Annotated in this window: 16 protein-coding genes and 1 tRNA gene; 12 read left to right on the top strand and 5 right to left on the bottom strand. The window is 61.3% G+C overall.

What is annotated here, in order from left to right; genetic code table 11:
• Window positions 1-109: 109 nt before the first annotated feature.
• Both ACMFWR_RS13975 and wrbA read right to left on the bottom strand, forming a co-directional pair.
• Window positions 110-520: a DUF2069 domain-containing protein gene (locus ACMFWR_RS13975; protein WP_413192233.1), complete on the bottom strand. Its 411-nt coding sequence runs from the start codon at window positions 518-520 to the stop codon at window positions 110-112.
• A complete protein-coding gene (wrbA, locus tag ACMFWR_RS13970) occupies window positions 517-1131 on the bottom strand; it encodes an NAD(P)H:quinone oxidoreductase (protein ID WP_413192232.1) in 615 nt (204 codons plus the stop codon). Before wrbA ends, ACMFWR_RS13975 begins: the two co-directional genes overlap by 4 nt.
• Window positions 1132-1196: 65 nt before the next feature.
• Here wrbA and ACMFWR_RS13965 point away from each other — a divergent pair, with 65 nt between their 5' ends.
• On the top strand, window positions 1197-2471 hold the full coding sequence (locus ACMFWR_RS13965; protein ID WP_413194898.1) for a YihY family inner membrane protein: 1275 nt from the start codon (window positions 1197-1199) through the stop codon (window positions 2469-2471).
• A 22-nt stretch (window positions 2472-2493) separates the two neighbouring features.
• On the opposite strand, the gene ACMFWR_RS13960 is transcribed toward ACMFWR_RS13965, so the two are convergent.
• Window positions 2494-2814, bottom strand: coding sequence for an Mpo1-like protein (locus ACMFWR_RS13960; RefSeq protein WP_413192231.1), 321 nt, complete (start codon window positions 2812-2814; stop codon window positions 2494-2496).
• Window positions 2815-3338: 524 nt separating this feature from the next.
• On the opposite strand from ACMFWR_RS13960, the gene ACMFWR_RS13955 reads away from it, so the two are divergent.
• On the top strand, window positions 3339-3812 hold the full coding sequence (locus ACMFWR_RS13955) for a CBS domain-containing protein (RefSeq protein ID WP_413192230.1): 474 nt from the start codon (window positions 3339-3341) through the stop codon (window positions 3810-3812).
• Between the two features lie 253 nt (window positions 3813-4065).
• Window positions 4066-5190, top strand: coding sequence for a chorismate synthase (aroC, locus tag ACMFWR_RS13950; protein ID WP_413192229.1), 1125 nt, complete (start codon window positions 4066-4068; stop codon window positions 5188-5190).
• A 137-nt stretch (window positions 5191-5327) separates the two neighbouring features.
• Here the strand turns inward: aroC and ACMFWR_RS13945 are convergent, their stop codons facing one another.
• Window positions 5328-7001: an electron transfer flavoprotein-ubiquinone oxidoreductase gene (locus tag ACMFWR_RS13945; protein WP_413192228.1), complete on the bottom strand. Its 1674-nt coding sequence runs from the start codon at window positions 6999-7001 to the stop codon at window positions 5328-5330.
• 247 nt (window positions 7002-7248) lie between these two features.
• Between ACMFWR_RS13945 and ACMFWR_RS13940 the strand changes: the two genes are divergently transcribed.
• Window positions 7249-8031 (top strand): SDR family oxidoreductase, encoded by a 783-nt coding sequence (locus ACMFWR_RS13940; protein WP_413192227.1) that lies wholly within the window; start codon window positions 7249-7251, stop codon window positions 8029-8031.
• Here ACMFWR_RS13940 and ACMFWR_RS13935 read toward each other — a convergent pair whose 3' ends face one another.
• A complete protein-coding gene (locus ACMFWR_RS13935; protein WP_413192226.1) occupies window positions 8032-8580 on the bottom strand; it encodes a LuxR C-terminal-related transcriptional regulator in 549 nt (182 codons plus the stop codon).
• 168 nt (window positions 8581-8748) lie between these two features.
• On the opposite strand from ACMFWR_RS13935, the gene ACMFWR_RS13930 reads away from it, so the two are divergent.
• From ACMFWR_RS13930 to infC, 8 genes are all read left to right on the top strand, one after another.
• Entirely contained in the window at window positions 8749-9456 is a 708-nt protein-coding gene (locus ACMFWR_RS13930) for a CoA transferase subunit A (RefSeq protein ID WP_413192225.1), read from the top strand.
• A 2-nt stretch (window positions 9457-9458) separates the two neighbouring features.
• The gene (locus ACMFWR_RS13925; protein ID WP_413192224.1) at window positions 9459-10103 is read left to right on the top strand and encodes a CoA transferase subunit B; all 645 of its coding nucleotides are present in this window, start codon (window positions 9459-9461) and stop codon (window positions 10101-10103) included.
• Window positions 10100-10984 carry an alpha/beta fold hydrolase gene (locus ACMFWR_RS13920; protein WP_413192223.1) on the top strand — a complete coding sequence of 295 codons (885 nt, stop codon included), beginning with the start codon at window positions 10100-10102 and terminating at the stop codon, window positions 10982-10984. Before ACMFWR_RS13925 ends, ACMFWR_RS13920 begins: the two co-directional genes overlap by 4 nt.
• 266 nt (window positions 10985-11250) lie before the next feature.
• Window positions 11251-11604 (top strand): RidA family protein, encoded by a 354-nt coding sequence (locus tag ACMFWR_RS13915; RefSeq protein WP_413192222.1) that lies wholly within the window; start codon window positions 11251-11253, stop codon window positions 11602-11604.
• Window positions 11605-11739: 135 nt separating this feature from the next.
• Window positions 11740-13938, top strand: a complete 2199-nt coding sequence (locus ACMFWR_RS13910) for a RelA/SpoT family protein (RefSeq protein WP_413194897.1) — start codon at window positions 11740-11742, stop codon at window positions 13936-13938.
• Window positions 13939-14219: 281 nt separating this feature from the next.
• Window positions 14220-14296 (top strand) — tRNA-Val (locus ACMFWR_RS13905).
• Window positions 14297-14685: 389 nt separating this feature from the next.
• Window positions 14686-16593, top strand: coding sequence for a threonine--tRNA ligase (gene thrS, locus ACMFWR_RS13900; protein ID WP_413192221.1), 1908 nt, complete (start codon window positions 14686-14688; stop codon window positions 16591-16593).
• Window positions 16594-16644: 51 nt separating this feature from the next.
• Window positions 16645-17172, top strand: coding sequence for a translation initiation factor IF-3 (infC, locus tag ACMFWR_RS13895; protein WP_413194896.1), 528 nt, complete (start codon window positions 16645-16647; stop codon window positions 17170-17172).
• Window positions 17173-17407: the final 235 nt, after the last annotated feature.

Below are 17407 nucleotides of genomic sequence, written 5' to 3'. Positions count from 1 at the left end.
CGACGGTGTGCTGCGGTGATGCGTGCTGGCAGCGGATTGCGACTGCGTGATGCGACTGCGCAATGCGACTGCGTGATTCGGCTACGCGGTGCGACTGCGGTGTGGCGCCTTAAGGCCGCGCGTCGCGCGCCGCATCTTTTGCACGCTGTTTGGCCGCGCGCTTGAACGGCACGAGATACATGACCGTACACACGAAATAGATGGTCGACAGCGCGGCTTCACTCCACGCGAGCGACGCAATCGGTTCAGGGTCCGTCATGCCGCGCACGACGCCTTCGGCGAAGTACGCAAGCACCAGCATCGTCGACCACTGCAGCGTGTAGATGTTGCGTTTGACGACGCCATAGAGCGGCAACAGCAACGGCACGATCTTGAGCACGAGTAGCGAGCCGCCGGGGCGGATCGGTGCAAGCCACGCTTCCCATGCAAAGCACAGGACGACCAATGCGATCAGCGACATGCGCGCTGTGCGGTAGAGCTGGGAATTGCCCAGCGCCGTGACGGGATTCGTGTCTGTCATGCGTCGACCTTGTTGGCCTTGAGTGCAATGCTCGCGCGTGCGAGCCGCACGCCGAGTGCGATCGCCAGCGTGCGTTCTTCATCGGCGAGGGGCGCATCCGTGCGGCCGCCCGCGCGCGCGAAGTGTGTCGCGCCGTAAGGCGAACCGCCGCTCTGTGTCGTCGTCAATAACGGTTCGGTGTAAGGGATGCCCACCATCAGCATGCCGTGATGAAGCAGCGGTAACATCATCGACAGCAGCGTGGATTCCTGTCCGCCGTGCAGACTGCCCGTCGACGTGAACACGCAAGCGGGCTTGCCGCTCAATGTGCCGGCCAGCCAGTCCGTCGACGTGCCGTCGAGAAAATATTTGAGCGCGGCGGCCATATTGCCGAAGCGGGTCGGCGAACCGAGTGCGAGACCGTCGCATTCGGTGAGATCGCGTAACTCTGCGTAGGGCGGGCCGTCAGCCGGAATGTCGGATTGCGTGGCTTCGCAGACGGTCGACACGGCGGGGACCGTGCGAATGCGTGATTGAGCTCCAGGGACGCTGTCGATGCCACGTGCAATCGCGAGTGCAAGTTCGCGCGTGGCCCCGTAGCGGCTGTAATACAGAACGAGGATTTCGGTCATGAGGGATTTCGCAGTGGACAGGTATTATAGGGGCCACTCAGGAGCCCGCTGTGCGCAATACCCTCATGAATCCCGACTCGCTCAGACGTCTTGCCGGCTTTATCGCGCGGCGCAGCCGGGAGGCGCGCATTCAGCAAGTCGCTGGCAGCCTGACCTTCACGACCGTGCTTGCGCTGGTGCCGCTCGCGACCGTGGCGTTCGCACTGTTCACCGCATTTCCGCTGTTTGCGCAGTTTCAAAGTTCGCTGCAGGGCTTTCTGGCTGACCACCTGATGCCGCCGCAGGTCAATAGCCAGATCTTTCACTATCTCGATCAGTTCGCTTCAAAGGCGAAGAGCCTGACGACCGCAGGCCTGTTCCTGCTCTGCGTGACGGGCGTCATGACCATGATGACGATCGAGGCCGCATTCAATCTGATCTGGCGTGTGCCGAAGTCGCGTCCGCTTGCACAACGCGTGCTGGTGTACTGGTCGATCATCACGCTCGGCCCCGTGCTGTTCGGCGTGAGCCTGTCGGTGTCGTCGTATCTGATCAGCCGGTCGATCTGGATTTCAGGCAGCCGCGGCGTGTCCGATGCCGTCGATTGGGCGCTGACGGGCGCGGCACTGCCGCTGACCGCGGTCGCCTTTACGATCATGTATGTCTATATGCCGAACTGCAAAGTGCAGTGGCGTGATGCGGCAGTCGGCGGCATTGTCGCGGCCGTGGCATTCGAAACGGCAAAGCGTGTATTCGGTATTTATATCCGCCATATGCCGAATTACACCGTCGTCTATGGCGCGTTCGCGGCGATTCCGATTTTCCTGATCTGGGTGTATCTGAGCTGGTTTATTACCCTCGTGGGCGCGATGATCGCGTCCGCATTACCCGCGATACGGATCGGGCAATTTCATCGCTCACGGTTTCCGGGAAGTGATTTGCTCGACGCGCTGAATTTGCTCGCACTGCTCAATCAGGCGCGCGAAGACGGCTTGCCTGGATACCGGATGCTCGAGCTCGCACGCATGGCACGGCGCGATGTCGAGACCACGACGCGCTTGCTCGACGTGCTCGAGTCACATGAATGGATTGCAATGCTCGATCCGAATACGCACGAAGAGCGGTGGGTGCTGCTCGCGAATCCGCGCAATGTCGATTTGCGTGCCGTGTTTCACGCGTTCGTACTCGATCGGGCGGAGCTTGAATATCAGGCGTCGCTGCCCGATTCGCCGTTCGATACCGAAGCATTGCTCGCCGCGATCGATGCGCGGCGACTCGAGGTGTCGCTCGCCGAAGTGCTCGGCGCGAACAAGCGGGAAGCGCTGGCGATGAACAATGGCACGGTGCTCGGCACCGCTTGAGTGCGCGCCGTGACTTGCAGGGCTAAAGCGATACGCGCCCGGTGCAGATGTCCTTGAACATCACCCAGTCGCCCATCAGGCTGTAGAGCGGGTGACGAAACGTCGCGGGGCGGTTGTGTTCGAAGAAGAAATGCCCGATCCACGCGAACGCGTATCCGCAAATGACCGCGGCAATCAGCCATCGCCAGTCCGTCGCGGCAAACGCGAGACCGATGCATCCGAGCACTCCCAGCGACCCGACAAAATGCAGACGCCGGCACATCGCGTTGCGGTGCTCGCTCAGGTAATACGGATAGAACTCGCTGAAGTTCGAAAAATGTTCGGTCTGCGCGGTCGGTTGCATGGCTTGCTCCTGATCGTCGCCTGATAGTCGTTGGATCGTCGCCTATCGGTCGTTCTGAGGGGCGCGTTCCGGTGGACGAACCATCGTCATGGCCCTTGAAGCTCATTGTGTGCCTGCGACCGATACCTTGCAAGGTGTGCGGGGACGGACGGGACCCTCGGCTTTACGCTCAGCCGCCGTAGCCCGACCGCGCTATCGAGATCTCGTTCGTCGTCACCGGCGACACACGCCGGATCGGCTCATCCGGACCGACGCGTCGCAAACGGGCGTCGGGCTGCATGCGTGATTGCTGCGTTGCATCATTCGTTCCGGATCAACCCGGACGGCGCGCGGGATCGAATCATTGCGTTGCCTATCTTCGTTCCCATGCTCGCTCTTTCGCGCCAAAGCCCTTGCAGGAAGGCCTTGAGAGCGGCCTGTCGCCTTTTCTTTTAAAGGGCTTTCCGCTAGGATCGAAAATATATTCAAGAACTGCCGGTCTGTGCCGACAGCCTCACAGCCAGGCGAATCACGCGGAGACGACGATGAAAGTCAGCGACATCCTGAAGCTCAAGGGCAATACGCTTTATTCCGTGACGCCGGATACGCTCATTGCCGAAGCGGCCACGACGATGGCCAACCACGATATCGGCTCGCTCGTCGTCATGGAGTTCGGCGAACTCGTGGGCATGCTCACGTTCCGTGAAATCATCCTGACGCTGCGCGAAAACGGCGGCACGCTCGGCACGACGACGATCCGCAAGGTCATGGACGATCATCCGCTGACCTGCACGCCCGAGACCGACGTCAATGAAATCCGCCGCATGATGCTCGAGCGTCACGCACGGTATCTGCCGGTGATCGAGAAGAACACGTTGATGGGCGTGATCTCGTTTTACGACGTGGCGAAGGCCGTCGTCGAAGAGCAGCATTTCGAGAATCGCATGCTCAAGGCCTATATCCGCGACTGGCCCGAGGAAGAGCCGAAGGAAGAGGCCTCGAACGGCTCCGGCGCGTAATCGGGTCGTCGCGTGACCTGAACGCAAGCGCGGGTGGATTGACCGAGAGACGCGCTTGGGTCGGTCGCGATCAGGCGTACATCAGGCTCGGCCAGGCTCCGTCAGGTGTCGGTCACGCGCGGTGACGATCCGACACGCTATCCAGCCAGTCGGGCGCGGATTTCCGGACGGCCGTAGCGGCGCCCCAGCGGGCTGCCGCTACGGCCGTTTATAATTCGTCTTCGGCATTCCTCTTTTCGACAAGGTCCCCCGCATGTCCGGCAATACCCTCGGTACGCTCTTCGCAGTGACGACGTTCGGCGAATCCCACGGCCCCGCGATCGGGTGTGTGATCGACGGTTGCCCGCCGGGAATGACGCTGAGCGAAGCCGACATCCAGCACGATCTCGATCGTCGCAAGCCCGGCACCTCACGTCACGTGACGCAGCGGCAGGAGGCCGATCAGGTCGAAATCCTGTCGGGCGTATTCGAAGGTGTGACCACGGGGACGCCGATCGCGTTGCTGATCCGCAATACCGATCAGCGCAGCAAGGACTACGGCAATATCGCGCAGACGTTCCGCCCGGGCCACGCGGACTACACGTACTGGCACAAGTACGGCATTCGCGATTATCGTGGCGGCGGCCGTTCGTCGGCACGTCTGACGGCGCCAGTCGTCGCGGCCGGGGCCGTCGCGAAGAAATGGCTCGCCGAAAAATTCGGCGTGAAGATCCAGGGCTATATGGCCGCACTGGGCGAGATCGATATCCCGTTTGTCGATGCCGCCTATATCCCGGAGAACCCGTTTTTCGCGCCGAATCGCGAGATCGTTCCAAAGCTCGAAGACTATATGGACGCGCTGCGCAAGGACGGCGATTCGATTGGCGCGCGTATTAATGTGGTCGCGGGCGGTGTGCCGATCGGCCTCGGTGAACCGTTGTTCGACCGGCTCGATGCGGACATTGCTCACGCGATGATGGGGCTCAATGCGGTCAAGGGCGTCGAGATCGGGGCGGGCTTCGGCAGCGTCGCGCAGCGCGGTTCCGTGCACGGCGATGAACTGACGCCGAACGGTTTCGTCGGCAATCATGCGGGCGGTGTGCTCGGCGGTATTTCGACGGGGCAGGACATCACCGTGTCGATCGCGATCAAGCCGACGTCGAGCATCCGCACGCCGCGTCGTTCGATCGACAAGGAAGGCGAAGCGGCTGTCGTGGAGACGTTCGGACGCCATGACCCTTGCGTCGGGATTCGTGCCACGCCGATCGCGGAATCATTGCTCGCGCTCGTGCTGATCGATCACGCACTGCGCCATCGCGCGCAGAATGGCGACGTGCATGTCAGCACGCCGGTGATCCCGGCATCTGCCGACGAGCGTGAGGGCGTCGAGCCGAAGTAGGCGCTGTCGTTCACCGAACCCGGCTTTAAATAAAAAATGCCCGCGACGATCAATCGCGGGCATTTTTTATTGGATTCAAGGCGAATATCGCCGGGTATGAGCGATATTCGCCTTGATCGAATCGACTACAGAGTCGGCTACATATTCGGGTAGTTCGGGCCACCGCCGCCTTCAGGCGTGACCCACACGATGTTCTGCGTCGGGTCCTTGATATCGCAGGTCTTGCAGTGCACGCAGTTCTGCGCATTGATCTGCAAGCGGGGCTGCCCTTCATCCTGGCTGACAAACTCGTAGACGCCTGCCGGGCAATAGCGCTGTTCCGGACCGGCGTACGTCGCGAGGTTGACGCCGACCGGCACGCTTGCATCCTTGAGCGTCAGATGCACGGGCTGGTTTTCCTCGTGATTCGTGTTCGAGATGAACACCGAGCTCAGGCGATCGAACGTGAGCTTGTTATCGGGCTTCGGATACTGGATCGGCTTGAACTGCGAGGCCGGCTTCAGGCACTCGTGGTCCGCATGCTGGTGATGCAGTGTCCAGGGCACATTGCCGCCGAGCAGCTTCTGCTCGATGCCGTTCATCAGCGTGCCAACCCACAGTCCCTTGCTTGCCCATTGCTTGAAATTGCGCGAACGGTTGAGTTCGTCGTGCAGCCACGATTGCTTGAACGCGTCGGGGTAAGCCGACAGCTCATCGTGCTGGCGGCCGGCCTGGACCGCGTCGAACGCGGCATCGGCGGCGAGCATGCCGGTCTTGATCGCTGCGTGGCTACCCTTGATGCGCGACACATTGAGGAAGCCCGCGTCGTCGCCGACGATCGCGCCGCCGGGGAACACAAGCTTTGGCAGCGAGACGAGTCCGCCCGCGGTGATCGCACGCGCACCGTACGACACGCGCTTGCCGCCTTCGAGGAACGCGCGGATCTCCGGATGCAGCTTGTAGCGCTGGAATTCTTCGAACGGCGAGAGATACGGGTTCTGATACGCGAGGCCGACCACGAAGCCCACCATCACCTGGTTGTTGTCCATGTGATAGAGGAACGAGCCACCGTACGTGTCGTTGTCGAGCGGCCAGCCGGCGGTGTGAACCACGAGACCCGGCTTGTGCCTGGCGGGGTCGATTTCCCAGAGTTCCTTGATGCCGATGCCGTAGACCTGCGGATCAGCGTCTTTCGACAGTTTGAAACGCTCGCCGAGCTGGCGACCGAGATGGCCGCGCGCGCCTTCGCAGAACAGCGTGTATTTGGCGTGCAGCTCCATGCCGAGCTGGAAGTGATCGGTCGGCTCGCCGTCGCGGCCCAGGCCCATATTGCCCGTCACGACACCCTTGACCGAGCCGTCGTCGTTGTAAAGCACTTCCGCAGCAGGGAAGCCCGGGAAGATTTCAACGCCGAGGGCTTCGGCCTGCTGGCCTAGCCAGCGCACGACGTTGGCCAGGCTGATCACGTAGTTGCCGTGGTTCTGCAGGCTCTTGGGCAGCGCCCAGTCCGGCAGCTTGCGCGCGCCGTCCTGCGTGAGGAACAGGAACCGGTCTTCGGTCACCTCGACGTTCAGCGGCGCGCCTTGCGCCTTCCAGTCGGGGATCAGCTCCGAGATCGCACGCGGGTCCATGACCGCGCCCGACAGGATGTGCGCACCCACCTCTGAACCCTTCTCGAGCACACAGACGCTGACTTCAGCGCCTTTCTCAGCCGCGAGCTGCTTGAGGCGGATCGCCGCGGACAGACCGGCAGGGCCCCCGCCGACAATCACGACGTCGTACTCCATCGATTCGCGCGGTCCGTACTGCTCAACGAGGGTGGTGGGGGTCATGGGCTCCTCTGCCGTTTAGAATAGTCGTCTTCGGGCGGGTATTGTCCGGAAAGCAAGACGGTATCGCAACCGATGATACCGTGTTTAGCACGATCGTTCTATTTATCCCGCGGAACGACCCTGTGGCCTGCCGCTTGCTATGAGGCGGGCCGCGCGGGAAACCGATGCCGCGGGAGCCGATGAAATGCGCTGCGGCGGCCCGTTCTCGGGCAAGATGCGCGCAACACGAATTCAACAGGGAGGATGCATGGGTCGCTCGATCAATCTCGAAGGTAAAGTTGCGCTCGTCACGGGCGCATCGAGCGGGCTCGGCAAGCGTTTTGCGCATGTGCTTTCCGATGCGGGCGCAAAGGTCGTGCTCGCGAGCCGTCGCACCGAACGGCTCAAGGAGTTGCGCGCCGAGATCGAAGCCAAGGGTGGCGCGGCGCATATCGTGTCGCTCGACGTCACCGATTACGCGAGCATTCGCGCAGCGGTGGCGCATGCGGAAACCGAGGCCGGCACGATCGATATTCTCGTGAACAACTCGGGGGTATCGACCACGCAGAAGCTGCTCGACGTGACACCGGACGACTACGAGTACGTGTTCGACACGAACACGCGCGGTGCGTTCTTTGTCGCGCAGGAAGTCGCGAAGCGGATGGTCATGCGCGGCAACGGCAAGTCGGATGCGAAGCCGGGTTACCGGATCATCAATGTGGCTTCGGTCGCCGGCTTGCGCGTGCTGTCGCAGATCGGCGTGTATTCGATGAGCAAGGCCGCGGTCGTCCACATGACCAAGTCGATGGCGCTCGAGTGGGGCCGCTATGGCATCAATGTGAATGCGATCTGCCCCGGCTATATCGATACCGAGATCAATCATCATCACTGGGGCACGGAACAGGGCAAGCGTCTGGTCTCGATGCTGCCGCGCCAGCGCGTGGGGCAGCCGGAAGATCTCGATGGCCTGTTGCTGATGCTGGCGTCCGACGATTCGCAGTTCATCAACGGCTCCATCATCGCCGCGGACGACGGGCTCGGCGCGTCGTAATCAGCTCGCGCCCATGAGCCGCTGTAACAGCTCGGTCGCGTTGCCCGTACCGTATTTCTTCATCAGCCGCGCCCGGTAGACGTCGACCGTGCGCGGGCTGATCTCGAGCGTGCGGCCGATCTGCTTGCTGGTCTGGCCCGTGAGGAGTTGCGCGGCGATCTCGCGCTCGCGCGGCGTCAGCTGGACGGCGACGCGTCGCGTATGACTCAAGTCTTCGAATGTCCAGACGCCAGCCGCATGCGGGTCGGCCGGGTCGAGCGCGCGACCTGTCACATGACACCAGAACAACTCGCCACTCGCGCGCCGCATGATCCGGTCGTCCGCATAGACATCGCACGCCTTCATGACCGTCGCGATACGCTGGCCAATGCGCTCGAACTCGTCCGGCGACGGATACATGATCTTGAAAGACTCGCCGATCAGCGCTTCGCGCTTCATGCCGAACATCGACATCACGCGTTCATTGCAGTCGACGATGATACGGTCGCGCGAGATGACAAGCCCCACGGGTGCAAGCTGAAAGGCGGTTTGGTAGTCTAGTGCCAGCATGGGTGACGGATGCGCGCGGGCCCGGTGTCTCAGGCCCGGGCTGGTATGTAATTTTGCGTATTGTGCCGTAGTCTTCGAGCGGCGTAATCTGACGCCCGGTGGGACCCGGCCCGCGGCCTTGTCGCGCGGCGGTGCCGGCACCGTTCAAAAGCACAACCAGGGACAGACATGAACAAGGTATATCCGAGCGCTGCGAAGGCGCTGGAGGGAGTCGTCAAGGACGGGCAGGTGTTCGCCGTCGGCGGCTTCGGCCTGTGTGGCATTCCGGAGGCACTGATCGCCGCGTTGCGAGACACCGGCGTCAAGGGCATCACCTGCATTTCGAACAACGCAGGCGTCGACGGCTTCGGTCTGGGCGTGCTGCTCGAAACGCGTCAGATCAAGAAGATGATCTCGTCGTACGTCGGCGAGAACAAGGAGTTCGAGCGCCAGTACCTGGCGGGCGAACTCGAACTCGAATTCACGCCGCAAGGCACGCTGGCCGAAAAGCTGCGCGCCGGCGGTTCGGGCATCCCGGCGTTCTTTACGCGCACGGGCTTCGGCACCATCGTCGCCGACGGCAAGGAAACGCGCGAATTCGACGGCGAGAACTATGTCATGGAGCGCTCGCTCACGGCAGACGTTGGCCTCGTGAAAGCCTGGAAGGCCGACAAGGCCGGCAATCTCGTCTTCCGCCGCACCGCGCGCAACTTCAATCCGCTCTGCGCGATGGCCGGCAAGGTGACTGTCGCCGAGGTCGAGGAAATCGTCGAGACCGGCACGCTCGATCCGGATGAAATCCACACGCCGGGTATTTTCGTGCAGCGCCTCGTGCTCAATGCGAATCCGGAAAAGCGCATCGAGCAGCGCATCGTCCGTGCAAGGGAAGGAGTCTGAAGATGGCCTGGGATCGTAATCAAATGGCGGCACGCGCCGCGCGCGAACTGCAGGACGGCTTCTATGTGAACCTCGGCATCGGCTTGCCGACGCTCGTCGCGAATCACGTGCCGGCCGGCATGGAAGTGTGGCTCCAGTCCGAGAACGGCCTGCTCGGCATCGGACCTTCGCCGTACGACGACGAAGTCGATCCGGATCTCATCAACGCAGGCAAGCAGACGGTGACGACGTTGCCGGGCTCGTCGATCTTTTCGTCGGCCGATTCGTTCGCGATGATTCGCGGCGGCCACATCAACCTCGCGATTCTCGGTGCGATGCAGGTCAGCCAGAAGGGCGATCTCGCGAACTGGATGATTCCTGGCAAGATGATCAAGGGCATGGGCGGCGCGATGGATCTCGTTGCCGGTGTCAAACGCGTCGTCGTGCTGATGGAGCATGTCGCGAAGGGCGACCAGCACAAGATTCTCGCCGAGTGCAATCTGCCGCTGACCGGCGTGGGCGTCGTCGATGTGATCATCACCGACCTTGGTGTGATCGATGTGACCGAAGACGGACTCAAGCTCGTTGAACTGGCGCCCGGCGTGACCGTCGACGAGATCGTGGCGAAGACGGGTGCACCGCTCGACGTCAGCGCGCTCGTTTCATGAGCGCCACGGGCGAGACGTTTCAGCCACGTGAGCGTAGCGTCCAGTGTGCAAGCCCGGCGGGCTTGCACCGGATGGCCTATACGGAGTGGGGCGACCCCGCCAATCAGAATGTGCTGGTGTGCGTGCACGGCCTGACCCGCAGCGGGCGCGATTTCGATGAGCTGGCGCAGGCGCTGTCGCGCGACTACCGGGTCGTGTGCCCGGACGTCGTCGGACGGGGCCGTTCAGGCCGTCTCGCCGATCCGCGGTTTTATTCGGTGCCACAGTATGCGGCCGATATGGTCACGCTGATCGCACGCCTCAATGTCGAACGCGTCGACTGGTTCGGCACGTCGATGGGCGGGCTGATCGGCATGACGCTCGCGGGCATGCCCGATACGCCGATCGCGCGCATGCTGGTCAACGATGTGGGTCCGAGGCTTCAGGCCGAAGCGATTCAACGCATCGGCGAATACCTTGGCCGCCCCGTGCAGTTCGCATCCGAACAGCAGGCGATCGACTATCTGTGGCAGATCTCCCAGTCGTTCGGCCCGCATACTCCGGAGCAATGGCGTGCGCTGTCTCTGCCGCTGCTGCGCGAGCAGGACGGTCAGTGGACGTTGCGATATGACCCGCGCATCGCTGAACCGTTCAGGGCCATCACGCCCGAGCAGGCGGAATTTGGCGAGACCATGCTGTGGCGTGCGATCGAAGCATTCGACGGGCCGTTGCTGGTGGTGCGCGGTGCGCAGTCCGACTTGCTGTCGCGCGAAACGGCCGCCGAAATCGCATCGCGTGCGCGCCATGCATCGGTCGTTGAAGTGCCGGGCGTGGGTCATGCGCCAACCTTCGTCGATCCCGCGCAAATTCAGATCGCGCGGACATTCTTTATCGGCCGCTAGCGCGCCGAGTCATAATATCGCCCTGGCCGGCCGAACCGCATAGGCGGATCGGCCGGCTGGTTGCGCTTGTGCGGGCGGGTCATCCTGCGGTGATCGTCGGCCGGCTTCGCCTGCCTTGTGTCGTCAAATAGCGTTGTCGCATCGCGTCGTTGCGCCGCGCTATGGCATCGCTTTCCTGCGTCACGTTGTTTGTATCGTTTGTACGCGTCGCAGCGGTGCGTCGCGTACGGGTATCGTTTATCACTTACGTTTTCACGGAACTCAACATGGCAATCCAGCGTTTTCACGTCGGTCCGCGTCTTTCTGAAATCGCGATTCACAATGGCACGGTGTATCTCGCAGGTCAGATCGCGGAAAACGCCGACCTCGATATCGTCGGTCAGACGCAGGAAGTGCTGGCTTCGATCGACCGGCTGCTTGCAGAAGCGAATAGCGACAAGTCGCTGATCCTGTCGACGCAGATCTATCTGGCCGACATGGCAGATTTCGCAGGCATGAACAGCGTCTGGGAATCGTGGGTCGTGCAGGGCGCGACGCCGCCGCGCGCGACCGTCGAAGCGAAGCTCGCGAACCCGAAGTGCAAGGTCGAGCTCGTGATCGTCGCGGCTCAGAAGGACTGAAGCAGAAAGAACACATCGCCATATCGAGGCGGCGCGCACGGTGTGCGCTGTCTCGATGGCATTGCAGGAAACGGAGAGTTGAACTTGCTAGAGGATGCGCTTGCCTTCCTCCACGAGCATGCAGTCGGGCTGACCATGCATTCGGGCGAGCCGGTCGCGGACCACGCGATCGGCACGGCGCGGATCGTCGACACGTTGAATGTCGACCCGCCCACGCACGTGGCTGCCTTGCTGTTTCCGTTTGGCGACCTGCTCGACAACGCCGATACGGTGATTGCCGAGCGCTTCGGCGATGAAGTCGCAAGCCTCGTTGCCGATGTGCGCAAGCTGCTGAGGCTGCGAGTCGGCGGCCGGGTCGGCAAGGACGGCACGCGCGAGTCGGGCAAGGACGTGATCAAGGATGGCCTGCGCGATAACGCGAAGGATGCGCGTGCCACCGCGCAACGCCGCGAGCAGGTCGAGGCCTTGCGCAAGATGCTGCTCGCGTTCGCGCAGGACATTCGCGTGGTGCTGATCCGTCTCGCGTCGCGCTTGCAGACGCTGCGTTATCACGCAGCCACGAAAACCGATCCTGCGCCTGATATCGCGCAGGAGACGCTCGATATCTACGCGCCGCTGGCGAACCGCCTCGGTATATGGCAGCTCAAGTGGGAACTCGAGGACCTCGCGTTCCGCTTCCAGCAGCCCGTCACCTACAAGCAGATCGCCAAGCTGCTCGACACGAAGCGCGTCGCGCGCGAGGCCTTTGTCGAGAGCGCCATCGAGCGACTCGCGAACGAGCTGGCGGCAGGCGGTATCAAGGCCGATGTGTCAGGGCGGCCGAAACATATCTACAGCATCTGGAAAAAGATGCGCGGCAAGGACCTCGAGTTTTCCGAGCTCTATGACGTGCGCGCGTTTCGCGTGATCGTCGACAGTGTCAAGGATTGCTACGCGGTGCTCGGGCTCGTGCACAACATCTGGCAGCCCGTGCCGAAGGAATTCGACGACTATATTTCGCGGCCCAAGCCGAATGGCTATAAGTCGCTGCATACAGTCGTGATCGCCGAGGACGGGCAGGCGTTCGAAGTGCAGATCCGTACCCACGACATGCACCGTTTCGCCGAGTACGGCGTGGCGGCGCATTGGCGCTACAAGGAAGCGGGCGCCAAGGGCTATACGGGAACGGTGACGTCCGAAGACAAGTATGACGAGCGCATTGCATGGCTGCGTCAGCTGCTTGCCTGGAAAGACGATGTGACCGATGGCGCATCGGGTGCGGAAGCGGGTGGGGGCGAGCACGTTGGCGCCTGGGACCAGCTTAAGCAAGCCACGCTCGATGACCATATCTACGTGCTGACGCCTGAGGCGCGTGTGATCGCGTTGCCGCAGGGTGCGACGCCGGTGGACTTCGCGTATCACCTGCACACCGAGCTTGGCCATCGATGCCGCGGTGCACGCGTCAACGGTGCGATGGTGCCGCTGAACACGGCGCTTGAAAACGGGCAGACCGTCGAGATTGTCGCGATCAAGCAGGGTGGACCGTCGCGCGACTGGCTCAATCCGCAACTCGGCTATCTGCAGAGTCCTCGCGCGCGGCAAAAGGTGCGCGTCTGGTTCAATGCGATTGAAACGGGCGAGCACATTGCGGCGGGTCGTGCGCTCGTCGAAAAGACATTGCAGCGTGAGGGCAAGACGGCCGTCAACCTGGATGAGCTGGCGACCCGGCTCGGCTTCAAGACGCCTGATGATTTGTTCAACGTCGTGGGCAAGGAAGAGTTCAGCCTGCGTACGGTCGAGCAAGCCGTGCGCGATCATGGCGCGCCGCCTGTTGCAGAGGCTGAGCCGGAGATCGCGACGAAGCGCAGCAGTCAGTCGAGCGTCGCGCAAGGTGCGTCGAGCGGCGTGCTGGTCGTCGGTGTCGGCGCGTTGATGACGCAGCTGGCGCGCTGCTGCCGCCCGGCGCCGCCGGATCCGATCGTTGGTTTTGTGACGCGCGGCAAGGGCGTGTCGATCCATCGAGCCGAATGCGCGAGCTTTGCGCGTCTGGCGCAACGTTCGCCCGAGCGCGTCTTGCATACGGCGTGGTCCGACGATGTGATGCGCGGCAAGGGGCACTCGGTGTACCCCGTCGACCTGATGATCGAGGCAACCGATCGCCAGGGCTTGCTGCGCGATATCTCGGAAGTGTTCGCACGCGAGAAGACAAACGTGATCGGCGTAAAGACGAGCACGCAACGCAACGCGGCGTTCATGCAGTTCACTGTCGAAGTGTCGAGTGCCGCGCAACTGCAACGCGCGACGAGTCTGCTTGGCGAGATTCCTGGCGTGGTGCGCGCATCGCGAAAGGGATGAGCGCTCACGCGGGACATTGCGTAAAAAAAGTTTGCGTGAAGGCTTGTCGTCGCGGATCGAATGCCATTAGAATCCGTGCCTCGACAAAACGAAGGGCGTTTGCAGCAGGCGACTGCGGCAATACAAGCTGTTCGTGAGTTGAGCGATGCAGTAGAAGGAATGCGTTGATTGTGTAACGCGCGGTGCAGTTCTTCGCGCGGGGAAGCGAAAGTCGAAAACGAATTTTTTTCGAGCCGGGGCTTCCCAAGCAAGCAAAAGCTCCCTATAATCGCTGCTTCTTCAGGCTCGTAGCTCAGTTGGTTAGAGCACCACCTTGACATGGTGGGGGTCGTTGGTTCGAATCCAATCGAGCCTACCAACGACATCGGTGTGTGGTATTTGTGTTTCGAATGCAAATACGGCAAACCGGCAGTGCAGATGTGGTTTAACGTTGTAGGAAGTGAAAAACGTCCTGCGGCAGAATCCAGCCCAGCACTCGAACATATTTGCGTCAGACGCGAAAAGGCGAAAACGGTTATGACACCGCGAACGTTCACCGGTACAACTCGGGAGCGACGCTAGTCGAGGACCTGTTACGCTGATCGCAATCTGTAGCGCGAGCGGTAAAACGAAAATGCGGCCTCGACTTCGAGGCCGCATTTTTTTTATCTGGCGTTTTTGATGTGCGTTGTTCGACCGTTCGCGTTTCACGGTTTGACGATATCGTTTGAGCTTTGAACATCGCCGCGATGCGGCACGGAGAAATGAATGATTTCGGTGCGTTTGCCTGACGGCTCGGTCCGACCCTTCGATCACCCGGTAACGGTGGCCGAAGTCGCCGCGTCGATTGGCGCCGGCCTCGCGAAAGCGGCGCTGGCTGGCAAAATCGATGGGCAACTCGTCGATACGTCGACGACGATCGATCACGACGTCACGTTGTCGATCGTGACGGACAAGGACGCCGACGGCCTCGAAATCATTCGTCACTCGACGGCGCACTTGCTCGCCTATGCGGTCAAGGACCTGTATCCCGAAGCGCAAGTGACGATCGGGCCGGTCATCGACAACGGCTTCTACTACGACATCGCCTACAGCCGTCCCTTTACGCCTGAAGATCTCGAGAAGATCGAAAAGCGCATGCAGGACATCGCGAAGAAGGATGAGCCTGTCACGCGCAAGGTCGTGTCGCGCGATGAGGCTGTGGCCTACTTCCTGGGCATCGGTGAGAAGTACAAGGCCGAGATTATCGAATCGATTCCGGCGAGCGACGAAATCAAGCTGTATTCGCACGGCGGTTTCACGGACCTGTGTCGCGGCCCGCACGTGCCGAGCACGGGCAAGCTCAAGGTCTTCAAGCTCATGAAGGTCGCCGGCGCCTATTGGCGCGGCGATGCAAAGAACGAGCAATTGCAGCGCATTTACGGCACGGCCTGGGCGCGCAAGGAAGATCAGGAAGCCTATCTGACGATGCTCGAAGAGGCCGAGAAGCGCGATCACCGCAAGCTCGGCAAGCAGCTCGACCTGTTCCATCTTCAGGACGAAGCGCCGGGTCTCGTGTTCTGGCATCCGAAGGGCTGGACGCTCTGGCAACAGATCGAGCAATACATTCGCCGTCGTCTGGATGTCGCGGGCTACCAGGAAATTCGCACGCCGCTGATCATGGATCGTTCGCTCTGGGAGCGTTCGGGCCACTGGCAGCATTATCGCGAGAACATGTTCACGACCGAGTCGGAAAAGCGCGACTACGCGCTCAAGCCGATGAACTGCCCGGGCCACATCCAGGTGTTCAACAACGGTCTGCGTTCGTATCGCGATCTGCCGCTGCGCTTTGCCGAATTCGGTTCGTGCCATCGCAACGAGGCATCGGGTGCGCTGCATGGCCTGATGCGCGTGCGCGGCTTTGTGCAGGACGATGCGCACATTTTCTGTACCGAAGATCAGATCGTGTCGGAATCGATCGCATTCCACACGCTCGCGATGAGCATCTATCAGGACTTTGGCTTCCAGCACATCGACATCAAGTTGTCGTTGCGCCCCGAAACGTACGCCGGTTCGAGCGAAACGTGGGATCGCGCGGAAGATGGTCTGCGCAATGCTTTGCGTGCGTCGGGTGTCGAGTGGGAAGAATTGCCGGGTGAGGGTGCGTTCTACGGTCCGAAGATCGAGTACCACATCAAGGACGCGCTGGGTCGCTCGTGGCAATGCGGCACGCTGCAGCTCGATTTCGTGCTGCCCGAGCGCCTCGATGCCGAGTACGTGGCGGAAGACAACAGCCGTCGCCGCCCGGTGATGCTGCATCGTGCAATCGTCGGATCAATGGAGCGTTTCATCGGCATCCTGATCGAAAACTTTGCCGGTGCGATGCCTGTCTGGCTGGCGCCGACGCAGGCTGTCGTCTGCAATATCGCTGAAAGCCAGTCAGAATATGCGGACTCGGTTGCGCAAACTTTGAAAAAACAAGGGCTTAGGGCAGCCAGTGATTTGCGTAACGAGAAGATTAGCTATAAAATACGCGAGCATACGCTTGATAAGGTCCCGTACCTGCTGGTGGTCGGTGACAAGGAGCGTGAAGCCAATACGGTAGCCGTGCGTGCCCGTGGCGGTGTCGATCTCGGCACGATGCCTGTCGACGCCTTCGTTGAACGTCTGCGCGATGATCTGCGCCTGTTCAAGTAAAGCCTTCGGTCAGCGCGGCTAACTTTTTTAGATTTTTAGAGGAAACGTAACATCGCTACTGCTGATAAGTCTGCTCATCGCATCAACGGTGAAATTACTGCACCTGAGGTGCGTCTGGTCGGAATCGACGGAGAGCCCCTCGGCATCGTGAAACTGGCTGAGGCCTTCCGCCTGTCTGAACAGTCCGATGTGGATCTCGTCGAGATTGCGCCGCAAGCTGCGCCGCCGGTCTGCCGGCTCATGGATTACGGCAAGTTCAAGTACTCCGAGTCGAAGAAGGCGCACGAAGCCAAGCTCAAGCAAAAGGTCATCCAGGTCAAGGAAGTCAAATTCCGCCCGGGTACCGACGACGGCGACTACAACGTCAAGCTGCGCAACCTCGTGCGCTTCCTTGACGATGGCGACAAGACGAAAATCACGTTGCGTTTCCGCGGCCGCGAGATGGCTCACCAGGAAATCGGTATGCGTGTGCTCGAACGCCTGCGCACCGACCTTGACGAATATGGTCAGGTCGAGCAGATGCCGAAGATGGAAGGGCGTCAGATGGTCATGGTGCTTGCACCGAAGAAAAAGAAGTAAACCGCGGACAGCGTGTGCTGTCTCAGGACGTACAGGGCGAGTCGCCTGACCAGGTGAACTCGCTGTGTACGGAGGTGCGGTATTGAGTCAAGTATCGAATTCGTGACGGCTGCGATTGCAGTTGTCCGAACGCGGTGAGGCGAGCAGGGTGCCGTTCTGAAGATGAAGGACGGGCGAATGCAAACCGAGTCGCATGGCGGCAAGGAGCCGCTGCGTCGTTCGTCACGATGCAGTC

The organism is Pararobbsia alpina, assembly GCF_965118125.1.
Classification (GTDB): Bacteria; Pseudomonadota; Gammaproteobacteria; order Burkholderiales; family Burkholderiaceae; genus Pararobbsia; species Pararobbsia alpina_A.
This window is presented reverse-complemented; position numbering and strand designations above follow the sequence as displayed.

Bases quoted from the DNA above. Each gene is read 5' to 3' on its own strand.
- ACMFWR_RS13975 (WP_413192233.1), bottom strand. From the start codon at position 520: ATGACAGACACGAATCCCGTCACGGCGCTGGGCAATTCCCAGCTCTAC.
- wrbA (WP_413192232.1), bottom strand. From the start codon at position 1,131: ATGACCGAAATCCTCGTTCTGTATTACAGCCGCTACGGGGCCACGCGC.
- ACMFWR_RS13965 (WP_413194898.1), top strand. From the start codon at position 1,197: ATGAATCCCGACTCGCTCAGACGTCTTGCCGGCTTTATCGCGCGGCGC.
- ACMFWR_RS13960 (WP_413192231.1), bottom strand. From the start codon at position 2,814: ATGCAACCGACCGCGCAGACCGAACATTTTTCGAACTTCAGCGAGTTC.
- ACMFWR_RS13955 (WP_413192230.1), top strand. From the start codon at position 3,339: ATGAAAGTCAGCGACATCCTGAAGCTCAAGGGCAATACGCTTTATTCC.
- aroC (WP_413192229.1), top strand. From the start codon at position 4,066: ATGTCCGGCAATACCCTCGGTACGCTCTTCGCAGTGACGACGTTCGGC.
- ACMFWR_RS13945 (WP_413192228.1), bottom strand. From the start codon at position 7,001: ATGACCCCCACCACCCTCGTTGAGCAGTACGGACCGCGCGAATCGATG.
- ACMFWR_RS13940 (WP_413192227.1), top strand. From the start codon at position 7,249: ATGGGTCGCTCGATCAATCTCGAAGGTAAAGTTGCGCTCGTCACGGGC.
- ACMFWR_RS13935 (WP_413192226.1), bottom strand. From the start codon at position 8,580: ATGCTGGCACTAGACTACCAAACCGCCTTTCAGCTTGCACCCGTGGGG.
- ACMFWR_RS13930 (WP_413192225.1), top strand. From the start codon at position 8,749: ATGAACAAGGTATATCCGAGCGCTGCGAAGGCGCTGGAGGGAGTCGTC.
- ACMFWR_RS13925 (WP_413192224.1), top strand. From the start codon at position 9,459: ATGGCCTGGGATCGTAATCAAATGGCGGCACGCGCCGCGCGCGAACTG.
- ACMFWR_RS13920 (WP_413192223.1), top strand. From the start codon at position 10,100: ATGAGCGCCACGGGCGAGACGTTTCAGCCACGTGAGCGTAGCGTCCAG.
- ACMFWR_RS13915 (WP_413192222.1), top strand. From the start codon at position 11,251: ATGGCAATCCAGCGTTTTCACGTCGGTCCGCGTCTTTCTGAAATCGCG.
- ACMFWR_RS13910 (WP_413194897.1), top strand. From the start codon at position 11,740: ATGCATTCGGGCGAGCCGGTCGCGGACCACGCGATCGGCACGGCGCGG.
- thrS (WP_413192221.1), top strand. From the start codon at position 14,686: ATGATTTCGGTGCGTTTGCCTGACGGCTCGGTCCGACCCTTCGATCAC.